The sequence below is a fragment of the Winogradskyella aurantiaca genome (assembly GCF_003362725.1).
GTDB lineage: Bacteria > Bacteroidota > Bacteroidia > Flavobacteriales > Flavobacteriaceae > Winogradskyella_A > Winogradskyella_A aurantiaca.
In genome coordinates, this window is record NZ_QKTV01000002.1 from 397,275 (window position 1) to 417,740 (window position 20,466).

The 20,466-nt window shown below is 40.5% G+C and carries 12 protein-coding genes and 1 pseudogene; 7 read left to right on the plus strand and 6 right to left on the minus strand.

The features are described from left to right. The first annotated feature begins 164 nt into the window (after positions 1 to 164). The 4 genes from DN064_RS06035 to DN064_RS06050 are packed head-to-tail and all read left to right on the plus strand — an operon-like array spanning position 165 to position 9,642. Positions 165 to 6,293, plus strand: coding sequence for a gliding motility-associated C-terminal domain-containing protein (locus DN064_RS06035; RefSeq protein WP_115461726.1), 6,129 nt, complete (start codon positions 165 to 167; stop codon positions 6,291 to 6,293). Positions 6,294 to 6,300: 7 nt separating this feature from the next. Further along, on the plus strand, positions 6,301 to 7,242 hold the full coding sequence (locus tag DN064_RS06040; RefSeq protein WP_115461756.1) for a PorP/SprF family type IX secretion system membrane protein: 942 nt from the start codon (positions 6,301 to 6,303) through the stop codon (positions 7,240 to 7,242). An 11-nt stretch (positions 7,243 to 7,253) separates the two neighbouring features. After that, positions 7,254 to 9,122, plus strand: a complete 1,869-nt coding sequence (locus DN064_RS06045) for an OmpA family protein (RefSeq protein WP_198659406.1) — start codon at positions 7,254 to 7,256, stop codon at positions 9,120 to 9,122. 1 nt (position 9,123) lies between these two features. Beyond that, positions 9,124 to 9,642: a GTP-binding protein gene (locus tag DN064_RS06050; RefSeq protein WP_115461728.1), complete on the plus strand. Its 519-nt coding sequence runs from the start codon at positions 9,124 to 9,126 to the stop codon at positions 9,640 to 9,642. 3 nt (positions 9,643 to 9,645) lie between these two features. Here DN064_RS06050 and era read toward each other — a convergent pair whose 3' ends face one another. Then, positions 9,646 to 10,536, minus strand: a complete 891-nt coding sequence (gene era, locus DN064_RS06055; protein ID WP_115461729.1) for a GTPase Era — start codon at positions 10,534 to 10,536, stop codon at positions 9,646 to 9,648. A gap of 9 nt (positions 10,537 to 10,545) precedes the next feature. Next, entirely contained in the window at positions 10,546 to 11,004 is a 459-nt protein-coding gene (locus DN064_RS06060; RefSeq protein ID WP_115461757.1) for an RNA methyltransferase, read from the minus strand. An 85-nt stretch (positions 11,005 to 11,089) separates the two neighbouring features. On the opposite strand from DN064_RS06060, the gene DN064_RS06065 reads away from it, so the two are divergent. Next, positions 11,090 to 12,757 carry a formate--tetrahydrofolate ligase gene (locus tag DN064_RS06065; protein ID WP_115461730.1) on the plus strand — a complete coding sequence of 556 codons (1,668 nt, stop codon included), beginning with the start codon at positions 11,090 to 11,092 and terminating at the stop codon, positions 12,755 to 12,757. 99 nt (positions 12,758 to 12,856) lie between these two features. Here the strand turns inward: DN064_RS06065 and DN064_RS06070 are convergent, their stop codons facing one another. Together DN064_RS06070 and DN064_RS06075 are read right to left on the minus strand one after the other, a co-directional pair. After that, positions 12,857 to 13,501, minus strand: coding sequence for a hypothetical protein (locus DN064_RS06070; RefSeq protein WP_115461731.1), 645 nt, complete (start codon positions 13,499 to 13,501; stop codon positions 12,857 to 12,859). Continuing rightward, positions 13,502 to 14,119, minus strand: a complete 618-nt coding sequence (locus tag DN064_RS06075) for an SIMPL domain-containing protein (RefSeq protein WP_115461732.1) — start codon at positions 14,117 to 14,119, stop codon at positions 13,502 to 13,504. 289 nt (positions 14,120 to 14,408) lie between these two features. Here DN064_RS06075 and DN064_RS14270 point away from each other — a divergent pair. Continuing rightward, positions 14,409 to 14,549, plus strand: a pseudogene (locus DN064_RS14270) (ATP-binding protein); the annotation flags it as partial. 47 nt (positions 14,550 to 14,596) lie between these two features. On the opposite strand, the gene DN064_RS06085 reads toward DN064_RS14270, so the two are convergent. Next, positions 14,597 to 15,994 carry an alginate export family protein gene (locus DN064_RS06085; protein WP_115461733.1) on the minus strand — a complete coding sequence of 466 codons (1,398 nt, stop codon included), beginning with the start codon at positions 15,992 to 15,994 and terminating at the stop codon, positions 14,597 to 14,599. 185 nt (positions 15,995 to 16,179) lie between these two features. Here DN064_RS06085 and DN064_RS06090 point away from each other — a divergent pair, with 185 nt between their 5' ends. Beyond that, the gene (locus tag DN064_RS06090) at positions 16,180 to 16,725 is read left to right on the plus strand and encodes a hypothetical protein (RefSeq protein WP_157962249.1); all 546 of its coding nucleotides are present in this window, start codon (positions 16,180 to 16,182) and stop codon (positions 16,723 to 16,725) included. Positions 16,726 to 16,806: 81 nt separating this feature from the next. On the opposite strand, the gene DN064_RS14370 is transcribed toward DN064_RS06090, so the two are convergent. Next, a partial coding sequence (locus tag DN064_RS14370) for a T9SS type A sorting domain-containing protein (RefSeq protein WP_115461735.1) occupies positions 16,807 to 20,466 on the minus strand: 3,660 nt, incomplete at its 5' end.

Here is a 20,466-nt window from a genome sequence, read left to right on the forward strand (position 1 = left end):
ATTCTGCCATTGTGAATGTATTGTTAAAAACATATGTATTTCAATCAGAATTCATGTGTTAAATTTTGTTAGTTTTGAGATACTCGAGCTCAATAATTTGAAGCTTTAACTCATTTATTAAAGTTCCTTTAAAAGCCACGAGTGAGGTTAAGCGACCAAACTAAATGATGACCAAATCTAACAGCCATAAACAACATACGTTTATTGCTATACTTTTACTTTTTATTCTAGGGACTTGGTCTCTAAATGCGCAGTGCCCAACAGTCTCAAATCCTATTCAATCTTTCTGTGATGTAGAGTCATTATTAATAAGCGATCTGCAGGCCACTGACAATGGTGGTGGCGTGGTTTGGTACGAATCGGCTACATCAACAACCCCACTTCCAAGTGGGTTTCCGTTGACCAATGGTGAAGATTATTTTGCAGATGATTTGGTTGGCAGTTGTATAACACGACCTCAAGTTACAGTTACCATCGTGGGGCCCCCATTTGGTCAGAATTTCCAAGGGTTTTGTATTGACGATACCCAGACTGTAACTCTAGCGGATCTCAACGCGGTAGGAAATGATGTCCAATGGTATAGTACTCCTTTTGGTGGAGGGGTTTTACCATTAAGCACCCCCTTAGTTGATGGCACAACCTATTACGCCGATCAATCCAATCCCGATACAGGATGTAGAACCTCAAGATTAGCAGTATCGGTCACTGTGGGTGTGGTTCCTGTGCCAACTGGCGACTCCATACAAGAATTTTGTTCAAGTCCAACGAACACCCCAACGGTGGCAGATCTAGTTGCTACAGGTGCTAACAACTGGTATCCCACACCTTTTTCTGCTCTACCCTACCCATCAACTACACCACTAGTTGATGGCCAGATTTATTATGCTACTTCATCCGATCCTCCATGTGAAAGTGTAGGACGATTTCCAGTATTAGCCTTAGTAGTTGAGAGCCCAGACCCTGGAACTAATGGAAGTATAGAAATTTGCGACGTAGATAGTCCATTTGACTTATTCAACGCATTAGGTGGAACACCAGATACAGGTGGATCATGGACCCCAGCTTTGGCTTCTGGCACAGGAGTTTTTAATCCGGCGGTGGATTCTGGTGGCACTTATACATATACTGTTCCTGGCACCTCTCCCTGTCCAGATGAGAGCGCTGAAGTTCAGGTTAATCTAATTATTCAACCGGATGCTGGTTCAGATGGCTCTTTAGAATTATGTAGCAACGATACAAATACCTACAATCTTTTTAATGCTTTGGAGGGAACGCCGGAGCCAGGTGGTATTTGGTCTCCTGCCTTGGCATCTGGATCTGATATTTTTGATCCTTCTGTTGATCCTCCTGGTACATACACCTATACCGTAGGATCCTCACTTCCTTGCCCAAATAGTTCTAATGTGATTGTACAATTTACCCAGGCACCTAATGCGGGCCTGAGTGGTTCTGTAGATTTTTGTATTAGTGATACAGCTACAAATCTGTTCAATTTTCTAAATGGTTCACCTGATGCTGGTGGTACCTGGACACCAGCTTTGGCCTCTGGAACTGGGGTTTTTAATCCTGCTGTAGATGCCCCTGGAGTATATACCTATACGGTAGCAGGCGCAGGTCCTTGTTCCGACGATAGCGCTCAGGTGACTGTTGGTGTTGTTGATGTGGTCAATGCAGGAACAAATGGCACAGCTCTTTTATGCAGTCTTGACACTCCCATTGATCTTTTTGATTCATTAGGGGATGCACCGGACACAGGTGGTACTTGGTCCCCTGCTTTAAGCTCTGGCACCGGAGTTTTCGATCCAGCTTTAGATGCCGCAGGTATTTACACCTATACCGTCGCCGGAACGGCACCTTGTCCAGACGATTCAGCCCAAGTGAATGTGACAGTTGTTAATTCCGCAAATGCAGGCAATAATGGAACACTCGACATTTGTTCATCTGACACCCCTGTAGACCTGTTTAATTCTCTGGGCGGCACCCCTGATGTTGGCGGTATCTGGTCTCCAGCGCTAGCCTCTGGCTCAGGTATTTTTGACCCAGCAGTGGATGCCCCTGGTGTTTATACCTATACAGTTACGGGCACTGCCCCCTGTCCTGATGATTCAGCGGATGTCACTGTGACAACTATCGCTGAAGTCAGTGCCGGTGATGACGGCACTTTAGATATTTGTTCTTCAGATGCTCCTATAGATTTGTTTAATTCTCTGGGCGGGACACCTGATACTGGTGGTGTATGGTCACCTGCATTGGCTTCTGGCACAGGCGTTTTTGACCCAGCTGTCGATTCACCTGGTGTTTATACCTATACGGTTTCTGGTACTTCGCCTTGTCCTGATGATTCAGCCGATGTCATTGTGACTATTGTTAGCCAGGCTGATGCTGGTGAAGATGGCGCTCTTGATGTTTGTTCTTCCGATGCTCCTGTTGACCTTTTTAATTCGCTTGGTGGCACACCTAATACTGGTGGTATCTGGTCCCCTGCACTTGCTTCCGGAACTGGCATTTTTGACCCTGCTGTAGATCCACCCGGTGTTTACACCTATACGGTTTCTGGTACTTCGCCTTGTCCCGACGATTCAGCCGATGTCACTGTAACTATAGTTAGCCAGGCTGATGCTGGTGAAGATGGCGCTCTTGATATTTGTTCTTCCGATGCCCCTGTTGACCTCTTTAATTCGCTTGGCGGCACCCCAGATACTGGTGGTACCTGGTCCCCTGCACTGGCTTCTGGCACAGGCGTTATTGACCCAGCTGTAGATCCACCTGGCGTTTATACCTATACAGTAACTGGAACTACCCCTTGTCCTAACGATTCCGCTCAAGTTACCGTTACTACCATTGCTGAAGCCAATGCCGGAATCGATGGAAGTATAGATATTTGTATTAGTGATGCACCTGTAGATCTGTTTAATTCCCTCGGTGGCACACCTGATACTGGTGGAATCTGGTCCCCTGCACTAGCTTCCGGAACTGGCATTTTTGATCCAGCTGTAGATCCACCTGGTGTTTATACCTATACGGTTTCTGGCACTTCTCCTTGTCCTGATGATTCGGCCGATGTCACTGTGACTATAGTTATCCAAGCTGATGCAGGTGAAGATGGCGCTGTCAATGTTTGTTCTTCCGATGCTCCTGTTGACCTTTTTAGTTCGCTTGGTGGTACACCTGATGCTGGTGGTACCTGGTCCCCTGCACTAGCTTCCGGAACTGGCATTTTTGATCCAGCTGTAGATACCCCTGGAGTTTATACCTATACAGTATCTGGCACTATGCCTTGTCCTGATGATTCCTCTCAAGTTACTGTTACTACCATTGCTGAAGCCAATGCCGGAATCGATGGGAGTATAGATATTTGTATTAGTGATGCACCTGTAGATCTGTTTAATTCACTTGGTGGCACCCCAGATACTGGTGGTATCTGGTCTCCTGCACTGGCTTCTGGCACAGGCATTTTTGACCCAACTGTAGATCCACCTGGCGTTTATACCTATACGGTTTCTGGTACTTCGCCTTGTCCCGACGATTCGGCCGATGTCACTGTAACTATAGTTAGTCAAGCTGATGCTGGTGAAGATGGAGCTCTTGATGTTTGTTCTTCCGATGCTCCTGTTGACCTTTTTAATTCGCTCGGTGGCACACCTGATGCTGGTGGTACCTGGTCCCCGGCACTAGCTTCTGGAACTGGCATTTTTGATCCAGCTGTGGATGCACCTGGTGTTTATACCTACACTGTTGGTACTAATTGTACCGATTCAGCTACAGTGACTGTTATAACTAATTCTGAGGCAAACGCTGGAGAAAATGGTTCTTTAGAAGTTTGTGACCCTGATATAACTTATGACCTCTTTAGCTCTTTAGGTGGCACACCTGAAACTGGTGGTACCTGGTCCCCGGCACTGGCTTCCGGTACCGGCGTATTTGATCCAGCTTTGGATGCACCTGGTATTTATACCTATACGGTTTCTGGCACTCCTCCATGCGCGGACGCCTCTGCTGAAGTTACTGTCAGCTTAGTCGATCTTCCTAACGCTGGAGACAATGGAAGTATTCAAATTTGTGTTAATGATGCCCCCGTAGACCTGTTCAATTCTTTGGGTGGATCTCCTGAACTAGGTGGTAGTTGGTCTCCTGCGCTAGCTTCTGGTACTGGGGTATTTGACCCAGCTTTAGATGCCCCGGGAATTTACACCTATACTGTTGGTCCTAATAGCTGTGGGATTTCTGACAGTGCAGAGGTAACCGTAACGCTTAACCCTCTCCCTAATGCCGGGGAAAATGGGACCCTTGATATTTGTTCTGCAGACAGCCCTGTAGACCTCTTTAATTCGCTCGGTGGCACCCCTGATACTGGTGGTATCTGGTCTCCTGCACTGGCTTCTGGCACAGGCATTTTTGACCCAACTGTAGATCCACCTGGCGTTTATACCTATACGGTTTCTGGTACTTCGCCTTGTCCCGACGATTCGGCCGATGTCACTGTAACTATAGTTAGTCAAGCTGATGCTGGTGAAGATGGAGCTCTTGATGTTTGTTCTTCCGATGCTCCTGTTGACCTTTTTAATTCGCTCGGTGGCACACCTGATGCTGGTGGTACCTGGTCCCCGGCACTAGCTTCTGGAACTGGCATTTTTGATCCAGCTGTGGATGCACCTGGTGTTTATACCTACACTGTTGGTACTAATTGTACCGATTCAGCTACAGTGACTGTTATAACTAATTCTGAGGCAAACGCTGGAGAAAATGGTTCTTTAGAAGTTTGTGACCCTGATATAACTTATGACCTCTTTAGCTCTTTAGGTGGCACACCTGAAACTGGTGGTACCTGGTCCCCGGCACTGGCTTCCGGTACCGGCGTATTTGATCCAGCTTTGGATGCACCTGGTATTTATACCTATACGGTTTCTGGCACTCCTCCATGCGCGGACGCCTCTGCTGAAGTTACTGTCAGCTTAGTCGATCTTCCTAACGCTGGAGACAATGGAAGTATTCAAATTTGTGTTAATGATGCCCCCGTAGACCTGTTCAATTCTTTGGGTGGATCTCCTGAACTAGGTGGTAGTTGGTCTCCTGCGCTAGCTTCTGGTACTGGGGTATTTGACCCAGCTTTAGATGCCCCGGGAATTTACACCTATACTGTTGGTCCTAATAGCTGTGGGATTTCTGACAGTGCAGAGGTAACCGTAACGCTTAACCCTCTCCCTAATGCCGGGGAAAATGGGACCCTTGATATTTGTTCTGCAGACAGCCCTGTAGACCTCTTTAATTCGCTCGGTGGCACCCCTGATACTGGTGGTATCTGGTCTCCTGCACTGGCTTCTGGCACAGGCGTTTTTGACCCAGCTGTAGATCCACCTGGCGTTTATACCTATACGGTTGGTCCAGACCTTTGCGGATTATCAGAAACGGCCGAAGTAACAACCGTTGTAATTGAGACCCCAGATATCGATGGATTAAATATGCAAGTTGAAGCAGTCGTTTGTTTAGGAGATCCTGTTTTTGTTGAGTTATTGGAAGCCGACAATCTCTCTGATGGTAATTACAATGTATCTTTTAATATTAATGGTGCGAATAGTTTTTCAGACACTATAAATCTTAATTTCACTAACGGCCAATCCATTCTGGAGATTTCAGGATCATCCTTACCAAATACTGGAGATAATACCATAACCATAACAGGTTTCAGTACAACAGATGACTTCTGCCAAGGAGCGATATCTGGAGATATTTCTGGAATTTTCAATATTGAAGATGTATTGGCACCAGAACTTAGTTTTGACGAAATTGAATTATGTCGAGAAGATGATCCAATTGTTGAAAACCTCAACGATCTGGTCCTTAATGAGACAATTGTCATATGGTATGACAGTCCAACGAGCATCGAGCCTTTGGATTTTGAAACCAATTTAATTGATGGTGTTACTTATTACGCAGCAACTGTTTCAGAAAATGGCTGCGAGAGCGTCTCTAGAACTTCTGTTTTGGTTAGGATTAAAGTCTGTGATATTAGTTCCATTATTCCTGATGGTTTCTCACCTAACGGGGATACTATAAATGATACGTTTAAAATTCCAGGATTACGTGAATTCTATCCTTCTTTTAGATTATTTGTTTACAACAGATATGGAAATATCGTGTATCAGGGGGATACTAATTCTAATGACTGGGACGGCACTTCAAATGAAGGTGGATTTGGCTCAGGCATATTACCAGTAGGAGTCTACTTCTATGTTTTAGAGATTAATGACGGAGAAAATGAACCAATACAAGGAAGGGTGTATTTAAACCGATAAGATGTTAATGACTAGGATCAATTATTACATATTACTAAGTTTCACTGTCTTGTTAAGTAGTCTTTCTATTTTGAAGGCACAGCAAGACCCACAGTTTACGCAGTACATGTATAATATGAGCGTAATAAATCCTGCTTATGCAACGGACGATACTACCACAATAAATTTTGGCCTTCTCTACAGATCGCAATGGAATACAAGTATTGGTGGACCTCAGACAGCAACATTCTTTGGACATTCGACTTTAGGAAAACGAATGGAAGGAGGCTTGTCCATTATACATGATGAAGTTGGTGGTATCGTGAAAAACACCAGTGTTTTTGCCGATTTTGCATATGTGATTCCAGTTTCAGAACGTTCTAAATTATCGCTAGGATTGAAGGCAGGCGCCAGTTTCTTTAGCACCAATTTTAATGGTTTTGTCTTCTCGGATCCTGTACCTGATCCCACTTTTGCTAATAATATTAGTGAAGTATTTCCTAATGTAGGGTTTGGCCTCTATTATTTTTCGGATAACTATTATTTAGGATTTTCAGCACCAAATTTGCTTAAAACTGAATATTTGGAACGCGATAGCGGTGTTGTTGCTCAAGGATCTCGTGAGATTCATTATTTTTTAACTGGTGGTTATGTTTTTAATCTTTCAGACAATGTTAAATTGAAGCCAGCTTTTATGATGAAAGCAGTTTCAGGTGCACCCTTAGCGGTAGATGTTACCGCTAACACCTTGTTATATGAAAAAGTAGAGATAGGGATTGGTTATCGCGTTAATGATTCTTTCGCTGGCCTTGTCAATTTTGAGTTGTTTCCTTCAATTCGGGTTGGCTATGTCTATGAACAAACTACCACTAACTTAGGTCGATTTAATTCAGGAACTCATGAAATTTTATTGCTCTTTGATCTGAGTAGAATTGGAAACGGTTATGACAAATCCCCTAGATTCTTTTAATGTGTAAGCAAATGAAACATGTGTTCGTTAAAATACTTCTTTGTTTGATTCCAATTTTAGGAATAAGTCAAAGTATTGAAAAGGCCAATGCATTATTTAGAATAAAGGCCTACGCTGAAGCTATAGAAATTTACAAGGACCTTCCTCCTACTAAAGAATCACTCTTAAATCTTGGCGATTGTTATTATTACAATTTAGATGTTAAAAATGCTTCAAAAATTTATGAGACGCTGTACAGTTTGCATAAAGATGATAGCCTGCCAAATGATTTCTATTTTAGATATGCCGATGCACTTAAAGGTGTAAAACAATACTATAAATCAGATGTTATTGCCACCACCTATTTGGATGCCCCAACTAATACTGGAGAACTACGCGATTTATTAAACACTGTGGTACCCTTTAATTATAATGTAAACGTATTGAAGACATTCAATAGAACAGTTTCTTTTGGTGCCCACGTTTATAATGGTGACTTAATTTTTGCCTCCCCATCAAGTTCAGGGGGCAAAACCTACAAATGGAATGCTCAACCTTATTTAGATCTATATAAGGGTCGCTTAACAGACGATAATGAGCTAGACAGTATAATACCTTATTCCAATTCACTTAACACCAAAACTCACGAGTCATCAGTAGCAATTTCCCACAATGGTCAAACCATATATTTCTCAAGAACAGATCCTGATCGTCACCGAATCAATGGAGAACTCGTAGCCACTGTAAAGCTGTATAAAGCTTCCCGGGTTGATGGTGATTGGGACGATGTTGGAATGCTACCCTTCTCTAGTGATTTTTACTCTGTACAACATCCGGTCCTTAACGCGGATGAGAGTCGTCTTTATTTCGCCAGTGACATGCCAGAGTCTTTGGGATCTTTTGATATTTTTTATGTCGATATCCTTGCCGACGGTTCATTTGGTGAACCCATAAATCTAGGACCTAAAATTAATACCGAGCATCGCGAGCAATATCCTTATATAGATGAAGAACAGACCCTTTATTTTTCATCAAATGGTCATATAGGATTTGGAGGTCTTGACATTTATCTGAGTAAGTTGGATAAGGGAACTTATCTAAGTCCTTTAAATTTAGGGGAACCTTTAAACAGCCCTAGAGATGATTTTGGCTATGCTAAAGGGCGTACTTCCGACGAAGGATTTATTTCTTCCAATAGAAGTGGTGTGGACCAGTTATACAGATTTGAAAAGGAGGAAAAAGAACGCGAATATGTTATTCAAGGTTTAGTGGTTGATAAAAATTCTCAGGCTATCTTACCGGATACTCAAGTTACCCTATATGATGAAGATGGAAGTATTTTGGCTACCGTCACGTCTGACGAATTCGGTCGCTACCAATTACCAACAACACCAAATAATTCTTATAATTTAGAAGCTTATAAGCCTTTGTACATTCCCAGTTTTGAGTCCTTTGACACCAATGATAGTGGAGATATTACCTTTGATATTGAACTGGTTATAGAATCCTATGATGACGCAGAAGACATTGTTATTGAAAAAGAAGATGGCTACACTTATATAGAATTGGAGAACATCTATTTTGACCTAGATCGATGGGAGATTAAACCCGATGCGGCGCGAACTCTCGATGTATTGGTGGAGCTTTTAAATAAATATCCTCGGATGGAAATTGAACTTGGTGCTCATACTGATTCAAGAGCAACCCCATCTTATAATTTAGCATTGTCACAGAAACGTGCAGATGCGGCTATGAACTACATTCTATCAAAAGGAATTGGTCTGGGACGCATATCCGCAAAAGGGTATGGTGAAACGCAGCCACTTGTGGATTGTGGTGATAACTGTAGTGATGTTGAATATTCTATTAACAGACGCTGCGAATTTATAATTACTAAGTAAAATGCAAGCAGATATTCCGCATAAAGACATCCCGAAGACTATCGCACTTAGACCTAGGTTTCAGCGTGTTTTAGGATTTCAAAAGGAACGGATTATCGAAGCATTTCAAGAGGCCAAATCAAACCAAAAAGAATTTATCGTGACTTTGGTAGATGATCATATCTTTATAAAGTTACCCAAAAGAATTCAGCATTACTGGTCTCCTCAATTACATTTAGAAGTTAATGATGAAACTTCTGAAACAAGCAAAATATATGGGCTATTTGGACCAAATCCAACTGTCTGGACCATGTTTATGTTTCTTCATTTTATTGTAGCAACTATGTTTTTCGTCTTTGGTATCTGGGCCTATACCAACTGGTCTCTTGAAAAGGATTTTGCGATTCAAGTTTTCCTTACCTTATTTACAGTGGTTATTTGGTTTACCTTATATTTTTTCGGGCGTATGGGTAGATTAAAAGGAAAACCACAGATGCACCATTTGAACGACTTCATGGAACGCACCCTTGAATCAATTTAAGGACTATTTGGAGTTATAACCAAATCGTTTCAACTGATGTTGATTACTTCGCCAGTTTTTATTAACCTTCACGTAGAGTTCTAAATGAACCTGTTTTCCGAAAAATGCTTCTAGGTCTTTACGCGCTTCCACTCCAACACGCTTTAAAGCGGATCCTTTATGACCAATAATGATGCCTTTTTGAGTATCTCTCTCTACCATAATTACAGAACGCATTCTTATAATCTTTTCTTCTTCAAAAAATTCTTCTGTATCCACTTCAACTGAGTATGGAATCTCTTTTTTATAATGCATTAAGATCTTCTCCCTAATAGTTTCATTAACAAAAAATCGTTCAGGTCTATCGGTTAATTGATCTTTAGGATAAAACGGTGGAGATTCCGGAAGTAACTCTATTATTCTTTCAAAGACATTTTTAACATTAAATCCATTTAATGCTGATAGGGGATAAAACTCAGCGTTGGGTACTTTTTGTTGCCACAATTCGGCTTGTTCTTCTAGCTGTTCCTGATTAGAACCATCAATCTTATTAAGCAACAGTAATACAGGAATTTTTGAATTGGTAATCTTATTAAAAAAGGCTTCGTCCTTTAAAGCCTTTTCACCAATCTCAACCATATAGATTAGTACATCAGCATCTTCAAAAGCAGACTTAACAAAGTCCATCATGGACTCTTGTAACTCGTAAGCGGGCTTAATAATACCAGGGGTATCACTTATAATCATCTGAAAGTCCTCACCGTTGACAATCCCTAATATTCGATGTCTGGTGGTTTGCGCTTTGGAAGTTATTATTGATAATTTTTCACCAACAAAGGCATTCATTAACGTTGACTTTCCAACATTTGGATTTCCTATAATATTTACAAAACCGGCTTTATGAGTCTTTGACATGGGACAAATTTACGACCTTGGTTTATTTATTCCCCTATCATACATCACGATACTTCCAGCCACTGATACATTTAAGCTAAGTTGTGAGGTAAACTTCACCAGAAAATGGCTCTTTTCAATGGCCTTTTTAGATAAACCGTGGTCCTCGGCACCTAATAAATATACACAACGTCTTGGGTGATGAAAGGTCTCAAGGGATTCTGCTTCTTCAGTGAGTTCCACACCAACCAATCGAGCTCCCTTTGGCAGATTATTATAAAAATTTTCAAACGTATCATAATGAAAATAAGGCATGGCCTTTACCGCATTATGCGTATCGCTGGCTTGTTTAGCATATCGATTACCAATAGTGAAAATAAAAGATGCGCCCATATTTTGAGCTGTGCGCCAAAGTACACCAAGGTTTTCAGGTGTCTTTCCATTCTGAATACCTATGCCGAAGTATTCGTTTGTAAAATTGTCATTCATTCCTGGTATATTTTTGCTCATGACAAATATCAGTCATAAGAATTAATTGAAGTCCTACATTTGATGAAATTGCAATACAGTTGTCATGACCGATCTTAAAATTGCCAAAAAGGCTCAATTAAAACCTATTAGTCAAATTGCCCAAAACTTCGGTATCGATCCAGAGGATATTGACATGTACGGGAAATACAAAGCCAAGATTCCAATTGCTAAAATTAAAAGAAGTCAGGTTAAAAAAAGTAACCTTATTTTGGTCTCAGCTATTTCTCCCACTCCTGCTGGCGAAGGCAAAACAACCATTTCAATAGGACTATCTGAAGCCTTAAATCAACTCAAAAAGAAAACAACCGTTGTATTGCGAGAACCGTCCCTTGGTCCTGTATTTGGAATTAAGGGAGGTGCCACTGGTGGGGGCTATGCCCAAGTGCTACCTTTAGAAGATATTAACCTGCATTTCACAGGTGATTTCTCAGCAATTGAAAAGGCTCATAACTTACTAGCTGCTGTTATTGATAACAATATTCAAAGTAAAACCAATTCGCTTGGTTTAGATCCTCGAACTATCACCTGGAAACGTGTTATTGACATGAACGATCGTGCCCTTAGACGCATCATTGTTGGTCTTGGAGGTACAACATCTGGAATTCCTAGAGAAACAGGGTTTGACATTACGGCCGCATCTGAAATCATGGCCATCCTATGTATTGCCAACGATCTAAGCGATTTAAAAGAACGCTTAGGCAATATCTTTATTGGTTACACTTTTAGCAAGGAACCCATTTATGCCCGTGATCTAAAAGTGGCTGGTGCCATGGCAACCTTACTTAGACATGCCATTAAACCCAATCTGGTACAGACCTTAGAGGGCAATCCAGCCATCATCCATGGCGGACCGTTTGCTAATATTGCACAAGGGACTAACTCGGTCATAGGTACCCTCATGGGAATGAGTTATTCGGATTACACGGTGACCGAAGCAGGTTTTGGTTTTGATCTTGGAGCTGAAAAATTCTTTGATATTAAATGTCAGAGCGCGGGAATATCTCCTAAAGCCGTGGTTCTAACCACCACAATAAGAGCATTAAAATATCATGGTGGCGCCAGCTTAAAAGAATTGGAACAGCCCAATGTTAATGCACTTCGTAAAGGATTACCAAATCTTGAGAAACATCTCGAAAATATTGTGAAATTTAATGTGACGCCGATTATTGCGATCAATAAATTTAAAACAGATACAAAGGAAGAGATCGAACTTATAAAGGATTTGGCTCGCGTTAGGAACATTAGGGTAGCCGTCGCCAATGTATGGGCCAAGGGCGGTGCTGGAGCCATTAAACTGGCGGAACATGTCATTGAAGTAGCAGAATCTAATACCGATTCGTTTAGCCCTTTATACGGTTGGAACATGCCTGTTGAAAAAAAGATTGAAACCATTGCTAAACGCATTTATGGAGCAGAGCATGTGGATTATAATAGTAAGGCTAAATTACACTTGAAACGCATCAAGGAACTTGGACTTGACAAGCTTCCAGTTTGTATTGCAAAAACTCAAAAATCACTATCCGATAATCCAAAATTGTTAGGCCGACCTAAAGACTTCATTATTACAGTTCGTGAGATAGAAATCGCTTCTGGAGCAGGCTTTTTAATTCCAATAACTGGCGATATTATGCGCATGCCTGGATTACCCGCGCATCCTGCCTCTGAGGGCATTGACATAAGTGATTCAGGAGAAATTAGTGGACTTTTCTAATTGAGAAATTAAAATATCGCCGAAATATTTAAAAAGGATGTATTAACATTTGGCTCAGCGTTTTCGAAATTGATTTGAATTAGGTAACAATCAAATGAGCTAGTTTAATTCATAAGTTACCCATAGAGTGTATGCACCATTTCTAAATTCTTCTTTACTATCCTTACTATAAACCTCATTTCTTCTAGAAAGCACCTCTAACAGTTTAAGAATTAATTGCCCTCTTTCACTATCAAGGTCAATATTATCATAAAATGAATTTGCATAAGTAGTATCATCATCGATATTGAGAATTCTCAATACCTTCTTGTTTAAATGATTTGCTATTATTTTCGCTTGTGAATTAGCATTGCGAAGAGCTAAAATTGCCTGTATGTCTTCATCCTCAAATGAATGCTCTGGCATCATATAGAAAACTGACACAATCGGTATTAGCAGTTCATTACATAAAACCATAATTCTATCGAAATTTTCCACGGAGGCTTCATTAATTCTGAACTTGCTGAAATTGTGACTAGAGTAATCATTAACCTTTTCAGGTACTGATTTATAACCCAACGCAAATAAAGAATCTGATAAAATATGAATCTTATTAATTTCAGAATTCTTTACCCTTAACATCATAGAATTACTTTCTGCTGACTCTACATAATTAGACTGCCCCAGAATTCTTATTATTATTCTGTTCTGACTATTAATACTGGTTGAAATAATAAGTGATATCAGTATTAAGAATAATCTCATTTAATCAATAAGTTTAAATGTTATTGCAACCTTATAAGATTTAATCAGGGTATCTTTTTTATCTGCAATAAGCTCTGTACCGAAACCTGCCTCCTTAACTTCAATGTTCAGTATGTCTCCAACTTCCATTCCTATTTCATCACAAATAGCTTTTGCCTTTCTTTTAGCATCTTCAATTGCCATGAGACTTAGTTCCGTCTCTAAATTCTCATCTATTAATTCGAATAGATAAGCTATATCAAACATTTTCATACTATTATCTTGCAATTCAGATAGATTTTGAAGTTTATCATAATCGATTGTAAGAGAGTATCTTTTGCTAATTTGTCGGTTATTATATCGATTTTGTATTGATAGTTTAAGGTCTGACTCTGTAATACCCATCTTGGAAAGTTTCGATATAGCATTGCTATATGCCTCGTTAAATGACATAGCTAAAGAGTCACTTACATATTGGTTAGCCTTTTGCTCCGATATAGTTAATACAACTTTAGCTTTGTTTGCACTTAGCTCCTTTTTAGCATTACCAATAATGCGTATAAATCGCTCATTAGTTTGACTTTGAGCCAAGTAAAAAAACAGGAAGGTAAACAGAAATAAGACATGCCTCAGGTTCATAGTAAATTTAGATTTAAGATTTGAACTTTCTAATTATAACATTTCTACAGGTAGAAAAACACTTAGGTAAATTATAAATAAAATCTTACAAAAAATAATTTATAGGTATTTTCGTTTATCTACGTTTTACTTGAACATTATAATTGCCTAAAGATTTTTAATTAGTACTCAATAGGTCTCAGTTTTCAGTTACTTACCCATCTTTGATTATGTCTAACTGACCTGCTTAAACGAATCATACTTTGCAATAACATAATAGTTTTAGTTGAGAAATCACGGTAATTAGATCTCCGATAATGTATTTAATATTTTTAGAGAGCTTTGTGACATAGAAAATCTCTCATTACTAGTCGTTACTCATGATGAAGATTTTGCTATGAAGACTGATCGAATTATCACTATGGAAGATGGCAAAATCATTAGTCAGTAATCTTATTTTCAGTATTGGGCTGCAAAGACAACTCTAAACACATTCTATTAAAAAGAATACTGCGCTGTTAACATTAGGTATTGCTGCGTTAAAGCCGCCGTATTCTGAGTCTCTTCAAAGAATTTACCCGGTATCCAGAAATTATAGGTCACATTAAACTCCCATTGAAAGTTAGGCCTAATTATATTCGAAATCTGCACGGAGTTGCCCAGATCTCGAGCGGCACTGCCCATTGGTGAGCGTAAGATTCCATTGGCCGTATTATAAACCGCATCATTAACCTGAGCACGGGAAAAATTCCAGTAGGATAAACGCGTTGTTATGATATCTAAGGGCCTTAAATCGATATTGAAAGAGTATGACACTAAATTTTTCCTATCAATGGTACCGTGTTCCCCAAACCATGCGGTAGCCTGAGGAAACAATGGATCAAAGGTTCCTAATTTATTGTCATTTGGATTATCATCCCCCGATGCGTAATCAAACCCTATCCAAAATCTAGGTTGCCAAAATACTCGTGGATTGTAACCCAACTCCACGGTAATGGAATAGGCACTGATGTCGGCAGATCCAAAGGAACCATCCTGATAAGCCATTTCGAGTTCATAATCCAAATGCGAATTTCTAATTGGCCCAGAAAACAATACTCCAAGTGTGTACCTCTTGTCATCCTGAGTGCCTTGTTCGAATACCACCTGCTGTCTATCGAGTCCAAAGAGATAAGGTTCAAAATGAATCTTTTGGTAATTGGACCAACTTGGCACACCATAACCAGAACTCATGTTGTATACCACTTCATCATTCTGATAGCGAATTCCCCAAAAAACGGCATCTGCATCGCGTTGCGTAAAACCATCAGGGATGACGATAACCGGTTTACTTATAAAGGCTGATATCTGATTAGAGTTTCTTCCAATGTTAATACCAAGGCCATCCCAGGATCGTCTCGTATTTAACCAATTACCAGGTGAAACAAAACGTTCATAACCTGCCTGTAACTCACGGCGACCCACCCAAACCTCAGTTTGCCACTCGCTATTAATGTTAAAGGTATATTCGCCAAATAAATTAAGAATCGCCCCATCTTTAACTGGTGTGTTGACTCCCAAACGTGTATTTCCCTGATCGACAGCATTGGAATAAATGCCCTCGGCAAAAACTCTGAAATTGCGACCAAAATGAACATCTGCATGTAAACGAGCCCTTAAAGTGTATTCGCCATAGTACTTATCCACAAATTCCTGATTGAACGTTCCTTGATACCGTAAACGCAATTGTCCTCCGACACTCATCCAAATGTTTCGATTATTACTTAATGCTATAAGTTTCCAGCGGTCCGAAAAATTTCGGGATAGCGAATCTTTTAAGGTCCAATCTTCCAAAATCCAATTTTCTTTAAAACGCCGATCATTAAAAGATGGAGGCCAATTGGATTGGGCCAGCATCAAGAAAGGAATTAAGAAAATTGCTGAGACTAAAAAATACCGCTTCAAAAGAATTAGATGGATGAAGATTTCCTGGTAATTTAAAAAAGAATCATAAGTTTACGAAACTATAGTCATGTAAGCTTAATGCTTAGTTTAACAATAGCCTTCAATTTACAATTCCAGTAGTTGTATTTATGGGACCAATGACACGCATTACATTTAAATGGATTCTTCTTCTCTTAGTTTGTGTAAGCTTTAAGCTAAAGGCCCAATCTCTTGGGAATGTCATGCAGGGTTATAGGAATACCTGGGCCGTTGCTGGAAGTTATGGAAGTACCTTTGATGGTCAATCCTGGTTTTGGGGTGTGTCTTCAGACTATACGAGGTTAATTAACAAACGATGGATCATCAATGGTTCCCTGGTATTTGACCAGGAAACCACTCGAGTTTTTAATGAACCATCACGGATTGATAACACCTTCTCTTTGCAATTGGCTTCAGGGTATTTAGTTAATAGGAGACTTGGCATTGGTGCAGGGTTTGCTAAAGGTGTACTTAGCAACCAAAAAGGAAACGGGTCCTGGAATTGGGAAAATTTGGATAAAGACTGGGCCACTGGATTGTTAGCTATGTATACATTTTGGTTTCAAGGCCCTCATAGTTTGGATCTCACTGGAGCATTGGAATACCGAATTAATGAACAACGCTGGAGCTACAGCCTGGATATTGGTTACGGTTATTCATTTTAAACGCATACTTGAAAGAATACCGAGCACAAAAAACCCCCAGCTAATGCTGAGGGTTGTGTTTATGGTTGGTTAATCCATTGTCTACATTCGTGTGAGCTTGATGGTTCGCACCTGTCCTGCCTGTGATACTTTTACAATGTACACACCTGCATCCAGTAGTTTTCCAAACTCGTAGGTGTCTCCTGGCTCGAAGCTTGAGTAGTACACTTGCTTACCATACATATCGTACACGCGGATCTCTATCACCTCGTCCAAACTTGTCTCCACATCGATGCTAAAGTCACCATCCGATGGGTTTGGATACGCACTGACTACTAGCGCTCTTCTATCATCATCATCGTCATCATCATCATCATCGTCATCATCATCATTATTGCTACCTGGCTTACTATAGTCTACATTACTATCAATTGCACATGGCTCACAGAACGGATCCGAGTTCCAGATCACATTGCGCTCTGATTTAACCTCCTTGGCAATCACCAGTCCAGTTATTGTTGTAATAATTGGATTGCGACCCTTTTTACCCTTCACCTTCACCTTGTTATCATTGGCATGGATCCTGGCGGTAACTTCAGCCCCTTCCTTGATCTCTACATCATCATCCACATAAACTGCCACCTGATAACCACTTGGGTTAAACTTAGATTCTTTATCGATCTTAAGCTTTTTATCAATAAATATATTGGTACAGTGTGTAAAGTCTACTGTTGCCTCTTTCTTGATCTTCAGCTCTCTTATATACACATTGGATTGTGTAAATATTGCCGTAGCACCTTCCTTAACTTCTACTTTATCGTAAACAATTTGAGTTAAGGTTTGTGTTTGATCTTTCTCTACCTTCACATCAGGACTCGATCCACTGGACAAGTTATTATACAAGAACTCTGGTATCTCAGCACCTGCCGGTTCTAGTATGGACTGCCCAACAAAACTGCTATTGTCAACCTCCACTTCTGAGGCCTGAGCAAACTCTTCTATACGGCTTCCTTTCTTAACCTTAATTTCTTTATTGGCATCAGTAACACCTACCCCACCAGTCTCTACTGTATTTGAATCTTTTAGCTCTACTTTCTTAGTGGCTAATATGGTATAAGCCGACAACAGATCTCCTGCATCATAACCCACAACCTCATACTCAAAATCAGCACTACATGCAGAGTTATTTGATGTTACTGTCAGGTAGTAGATACGATTCTCATTCACCTCAATACTCTGTGTGGTCTCACCTGTATCCCACAAGTAACTCACACCCTGGCTCATATCAATACTATTATCAACATTAGCCGTAAGGATAATAAAGGCCCCCTGACATAGTTCCGGTAACTCAGACGGACTTATAGTCACCTCTGGTACTTCACCTATCACTGTTACTGTTGCAGTAGCGCTTGAACTATTGCCATTAACATCTGTAGCTGTTAAGGTGACTGTATTATCTCCCAAGTCACCACAATCAAATGTGTCTTCATCCAGAGATAAGTCAAAAGCACAGGCATCACTGGAAGCGTTGTCCACATCTTGTGGGGTTATAACAACCGTACCATTAACCACTTCTATGGTGATGTTCTGAGTTTGTACTACTGGTGCTATATTATCTTCTACTGTTACTGTAGCATCTTTGGTACTCGTATTTCCATTAACATCAGTAACTGTTAGGGTCACCGTATTAACACCTACATGACTACAATCAAATGCTGTTTGATTTAAGAAAAGACTAGCAACCCCACAGGCATCGTTTGAACCATTATCTATTTCTTCTGGTGTTATTGAAGCATTTCCTGAGGCATCTAACTCTATAACAATATCCTGAGTTAATGCTTCTGGTTCTACATTGTCCACAACTGTGATTTGAACAGCTGTACTCTCTGTAGCATTACCACTATTATCCGTAACAAGTAACGATACTGTGATTTGCCCCCCAATATCTGAACAATCAAATTCTTTTTGGCCTATCACCTCTAAAGACTCTATGATACACGCATCTGTTGATCCATCATCAATATCAGAACCGTCAATACTCGCTTGACCAAATTCATCCAGTTCTACTGTGATGGACTTAGCATTAGCTATTGGTGCCTCATCATCTATCACTGTTACCTTAACTGTACATTCGGTCTCATTACCTTCTGCATCTGTAATTCTAATATCCACATCGGTACTTTGACTCGTTACTGAGTGCGATTGTAGATTACTATAATCACCTGGACCACCAGCCAATTCCTCCCATTCAGAAGCATCAAAACTACTATTACCCAATCCGATCGCTGAACTCCTTCTCAAATTAACCGCACCAGAGTATACCACCTTATCAATAGGCACACCATTCTTTTCAAATGTAAAGTTCATATCCGCCCCAAAGAAGTATCCCAATCCAGGTCCTATATATGTGGTTGGTGCAAAGGTTGAACCAAAAACTCTCGCTTCACCTATTCCTATTGTACCACTCATAGGATAGGATCCAAGGGCAGTCTCTATACTATACACTGACAAGTCTACCACTTCACCTGTCCCGTTGAATATTTCTACATAATCATCACCACCCGAACCATTAATAGCTTGTGATACTATTAATTCCGGTAAATTATCCCCAACAAAATCACAATCAAAATCACTGTTAGTCAGAAGATCTATCTGTAAATCTGCTTGAGCCGTACAATTATCACTGATAAATGGTCGTATCTGTTCAATATCCAATGACCCATTTCCTGCAGAATCTAAAAATACCTGTACCTCTGGACAGAATATATCTGGGTCCTGATCATCCACTACCATTACTGTAAACGAACAACTTACTGACTGGCCATTGCCATCATCAACTGTCCAGGTTACTACAGTATCACCTTCATTAAATACCGCACCCGCTAAACTCGCAGAATTGTTGTAATCATTACTAATGGTCGCTGTAGTACAGTTATCACCAAAGCCTGGATCAAACTCCGTTCCTACTACCGTGTATTCACACACATCCATGTCCGTACCTCGAGTCTGGTCCACAACACAACTAATTGTTGGTGAGATATTATCCTCTACTGTTATTGTAGCATCTACTGTTGATACATTTCCATTGTTATCTGTAACCGTTAATGTTACCGTGTTGGCTCCTACATTGGAACAATCAAAGGCTGTCTGACTTAATGCTAATGACTGGATTCCACATGCATCATTTGATCCATTATCTACAGCTGCCGCTGTTGTACTTCCATTTCCTGTAGCATCCAACTGTACCGTTACATTCTGAGCCAAAGCAACCGGATCTACATTGTCCTCTACCGTTACTTCTGCCGTCTCCGTCGATACATTTCCATTGTTATCCGTTACAGTTAATGTTACCGTGTTGGCTCCTACATTGGAACAATCAAATGTATTTGGTGATACACTTAAACTCGCTATACCACACGCATCATTCGATCCATTGTCCACATCTGCTGGTACTATACTGCCATTACCATTCGCATCTAACTGAACTGTTGCCGGTTTAGTTAAGGCTATCGGATCTACATTGTCCTCTACCGTTACTACTGCCGTCTCCGTCGATACGTTTCCATTGTTATCCGTTACAGTTAATGTTACCGTGTTGGCTCCTACATTGGAACAATCAAATGTATCTGGTGACACACTTAAACTCGCTATACCACACGCATCATTCGATCCATTGTCCACATCTGCTGGTACTATACTGCCATTACCATTCGCATCTAACTGAACTGTTGCCGGTTTAGTTAAGGCTATCGGATCTACATT

What these genes read in the sequence shown, in the direction of transcription:
- DN064_RS06035 (WP_115461726.1), top strand. Translation starts at nt 165, where the DNA reads ATGATGACCAAATCTAACAGCCATAAACAACATACGTTTATTGCTATA.
- DN064_RS06040 (WP_115461756.1), top strand. Translation starts at nt 6,301, where the DNA reads ATGACTAGGATCAATTATTACATATTACTAAGTTTCACTGTCTTGTTA.
- DN064_RS06045 (WP_198659406.1), top strand. Translation starts at nt 7,254, where the DNA reads ATGAAACATGTGTTCGTTAAAATACTTCTTTGTTTGATTCCAATTTTA.
- DN064_RS06050 (WP_115461728.1), top strand. Translation starts at nt 9,124, where the DNA reads ATGCAAGCAGATATTCCGCATAAAGACATCCCGAAGACTATCGCACTT.
- era (WP_115461729.1), bottom strand. Translation starts at nt 10,536, where the DNA reads ATGTCAAAGACTCATAAAGCCGGTTTTGTAAATATTATAGGAAATCCA.
- DN064_RS06060 (WP_115461757.1), bottom strand. Translation starts at nt 11,004, where the DNA reads ATGAATGACAATTTTACAAACGAATACTTCGGCATAGGTATTCAGAAT.
- DN064_RS06065 (WP_115461730.1), top strand. Translation starts at nt 11,090, where the DNA reads ATGACCGATCTTAAAATTGCCAAAAAGGCTCAATTAAAACCTATTAGT.
- DN064_RS06070 (WP_115461731.1), bottom strand. Translation starts at nt 13,501, where the DNA reads ATGAGATTATTCTTAATACTGATATCACTTATTATTTCAACCAGTATT.
- DN064_RS06075 (WP_115461732.1), bottom strand. Translation starts at nt 14,119, where the DNA reads ATGAACCTGAGGCATGTCTTATTTCTGTTTACCTTCCTGTTTTTTTAC.
- DN064_RS06085 (WP_115461733.1), bottom strand. Translation starts at nt 15,994, where the DNA reads ATGCTGGCCCAATCCAATTGGCCTCCATCTTTTAATGATCGGCGTTTT.
- DN064_RS06090 (WP_157962249.1), top strand. Translation starts at nt 16,180, where the DNA reads ATGACACGCATTACATTTAAATGGATTCTTCTTCTCTTAGTTTGTGTA.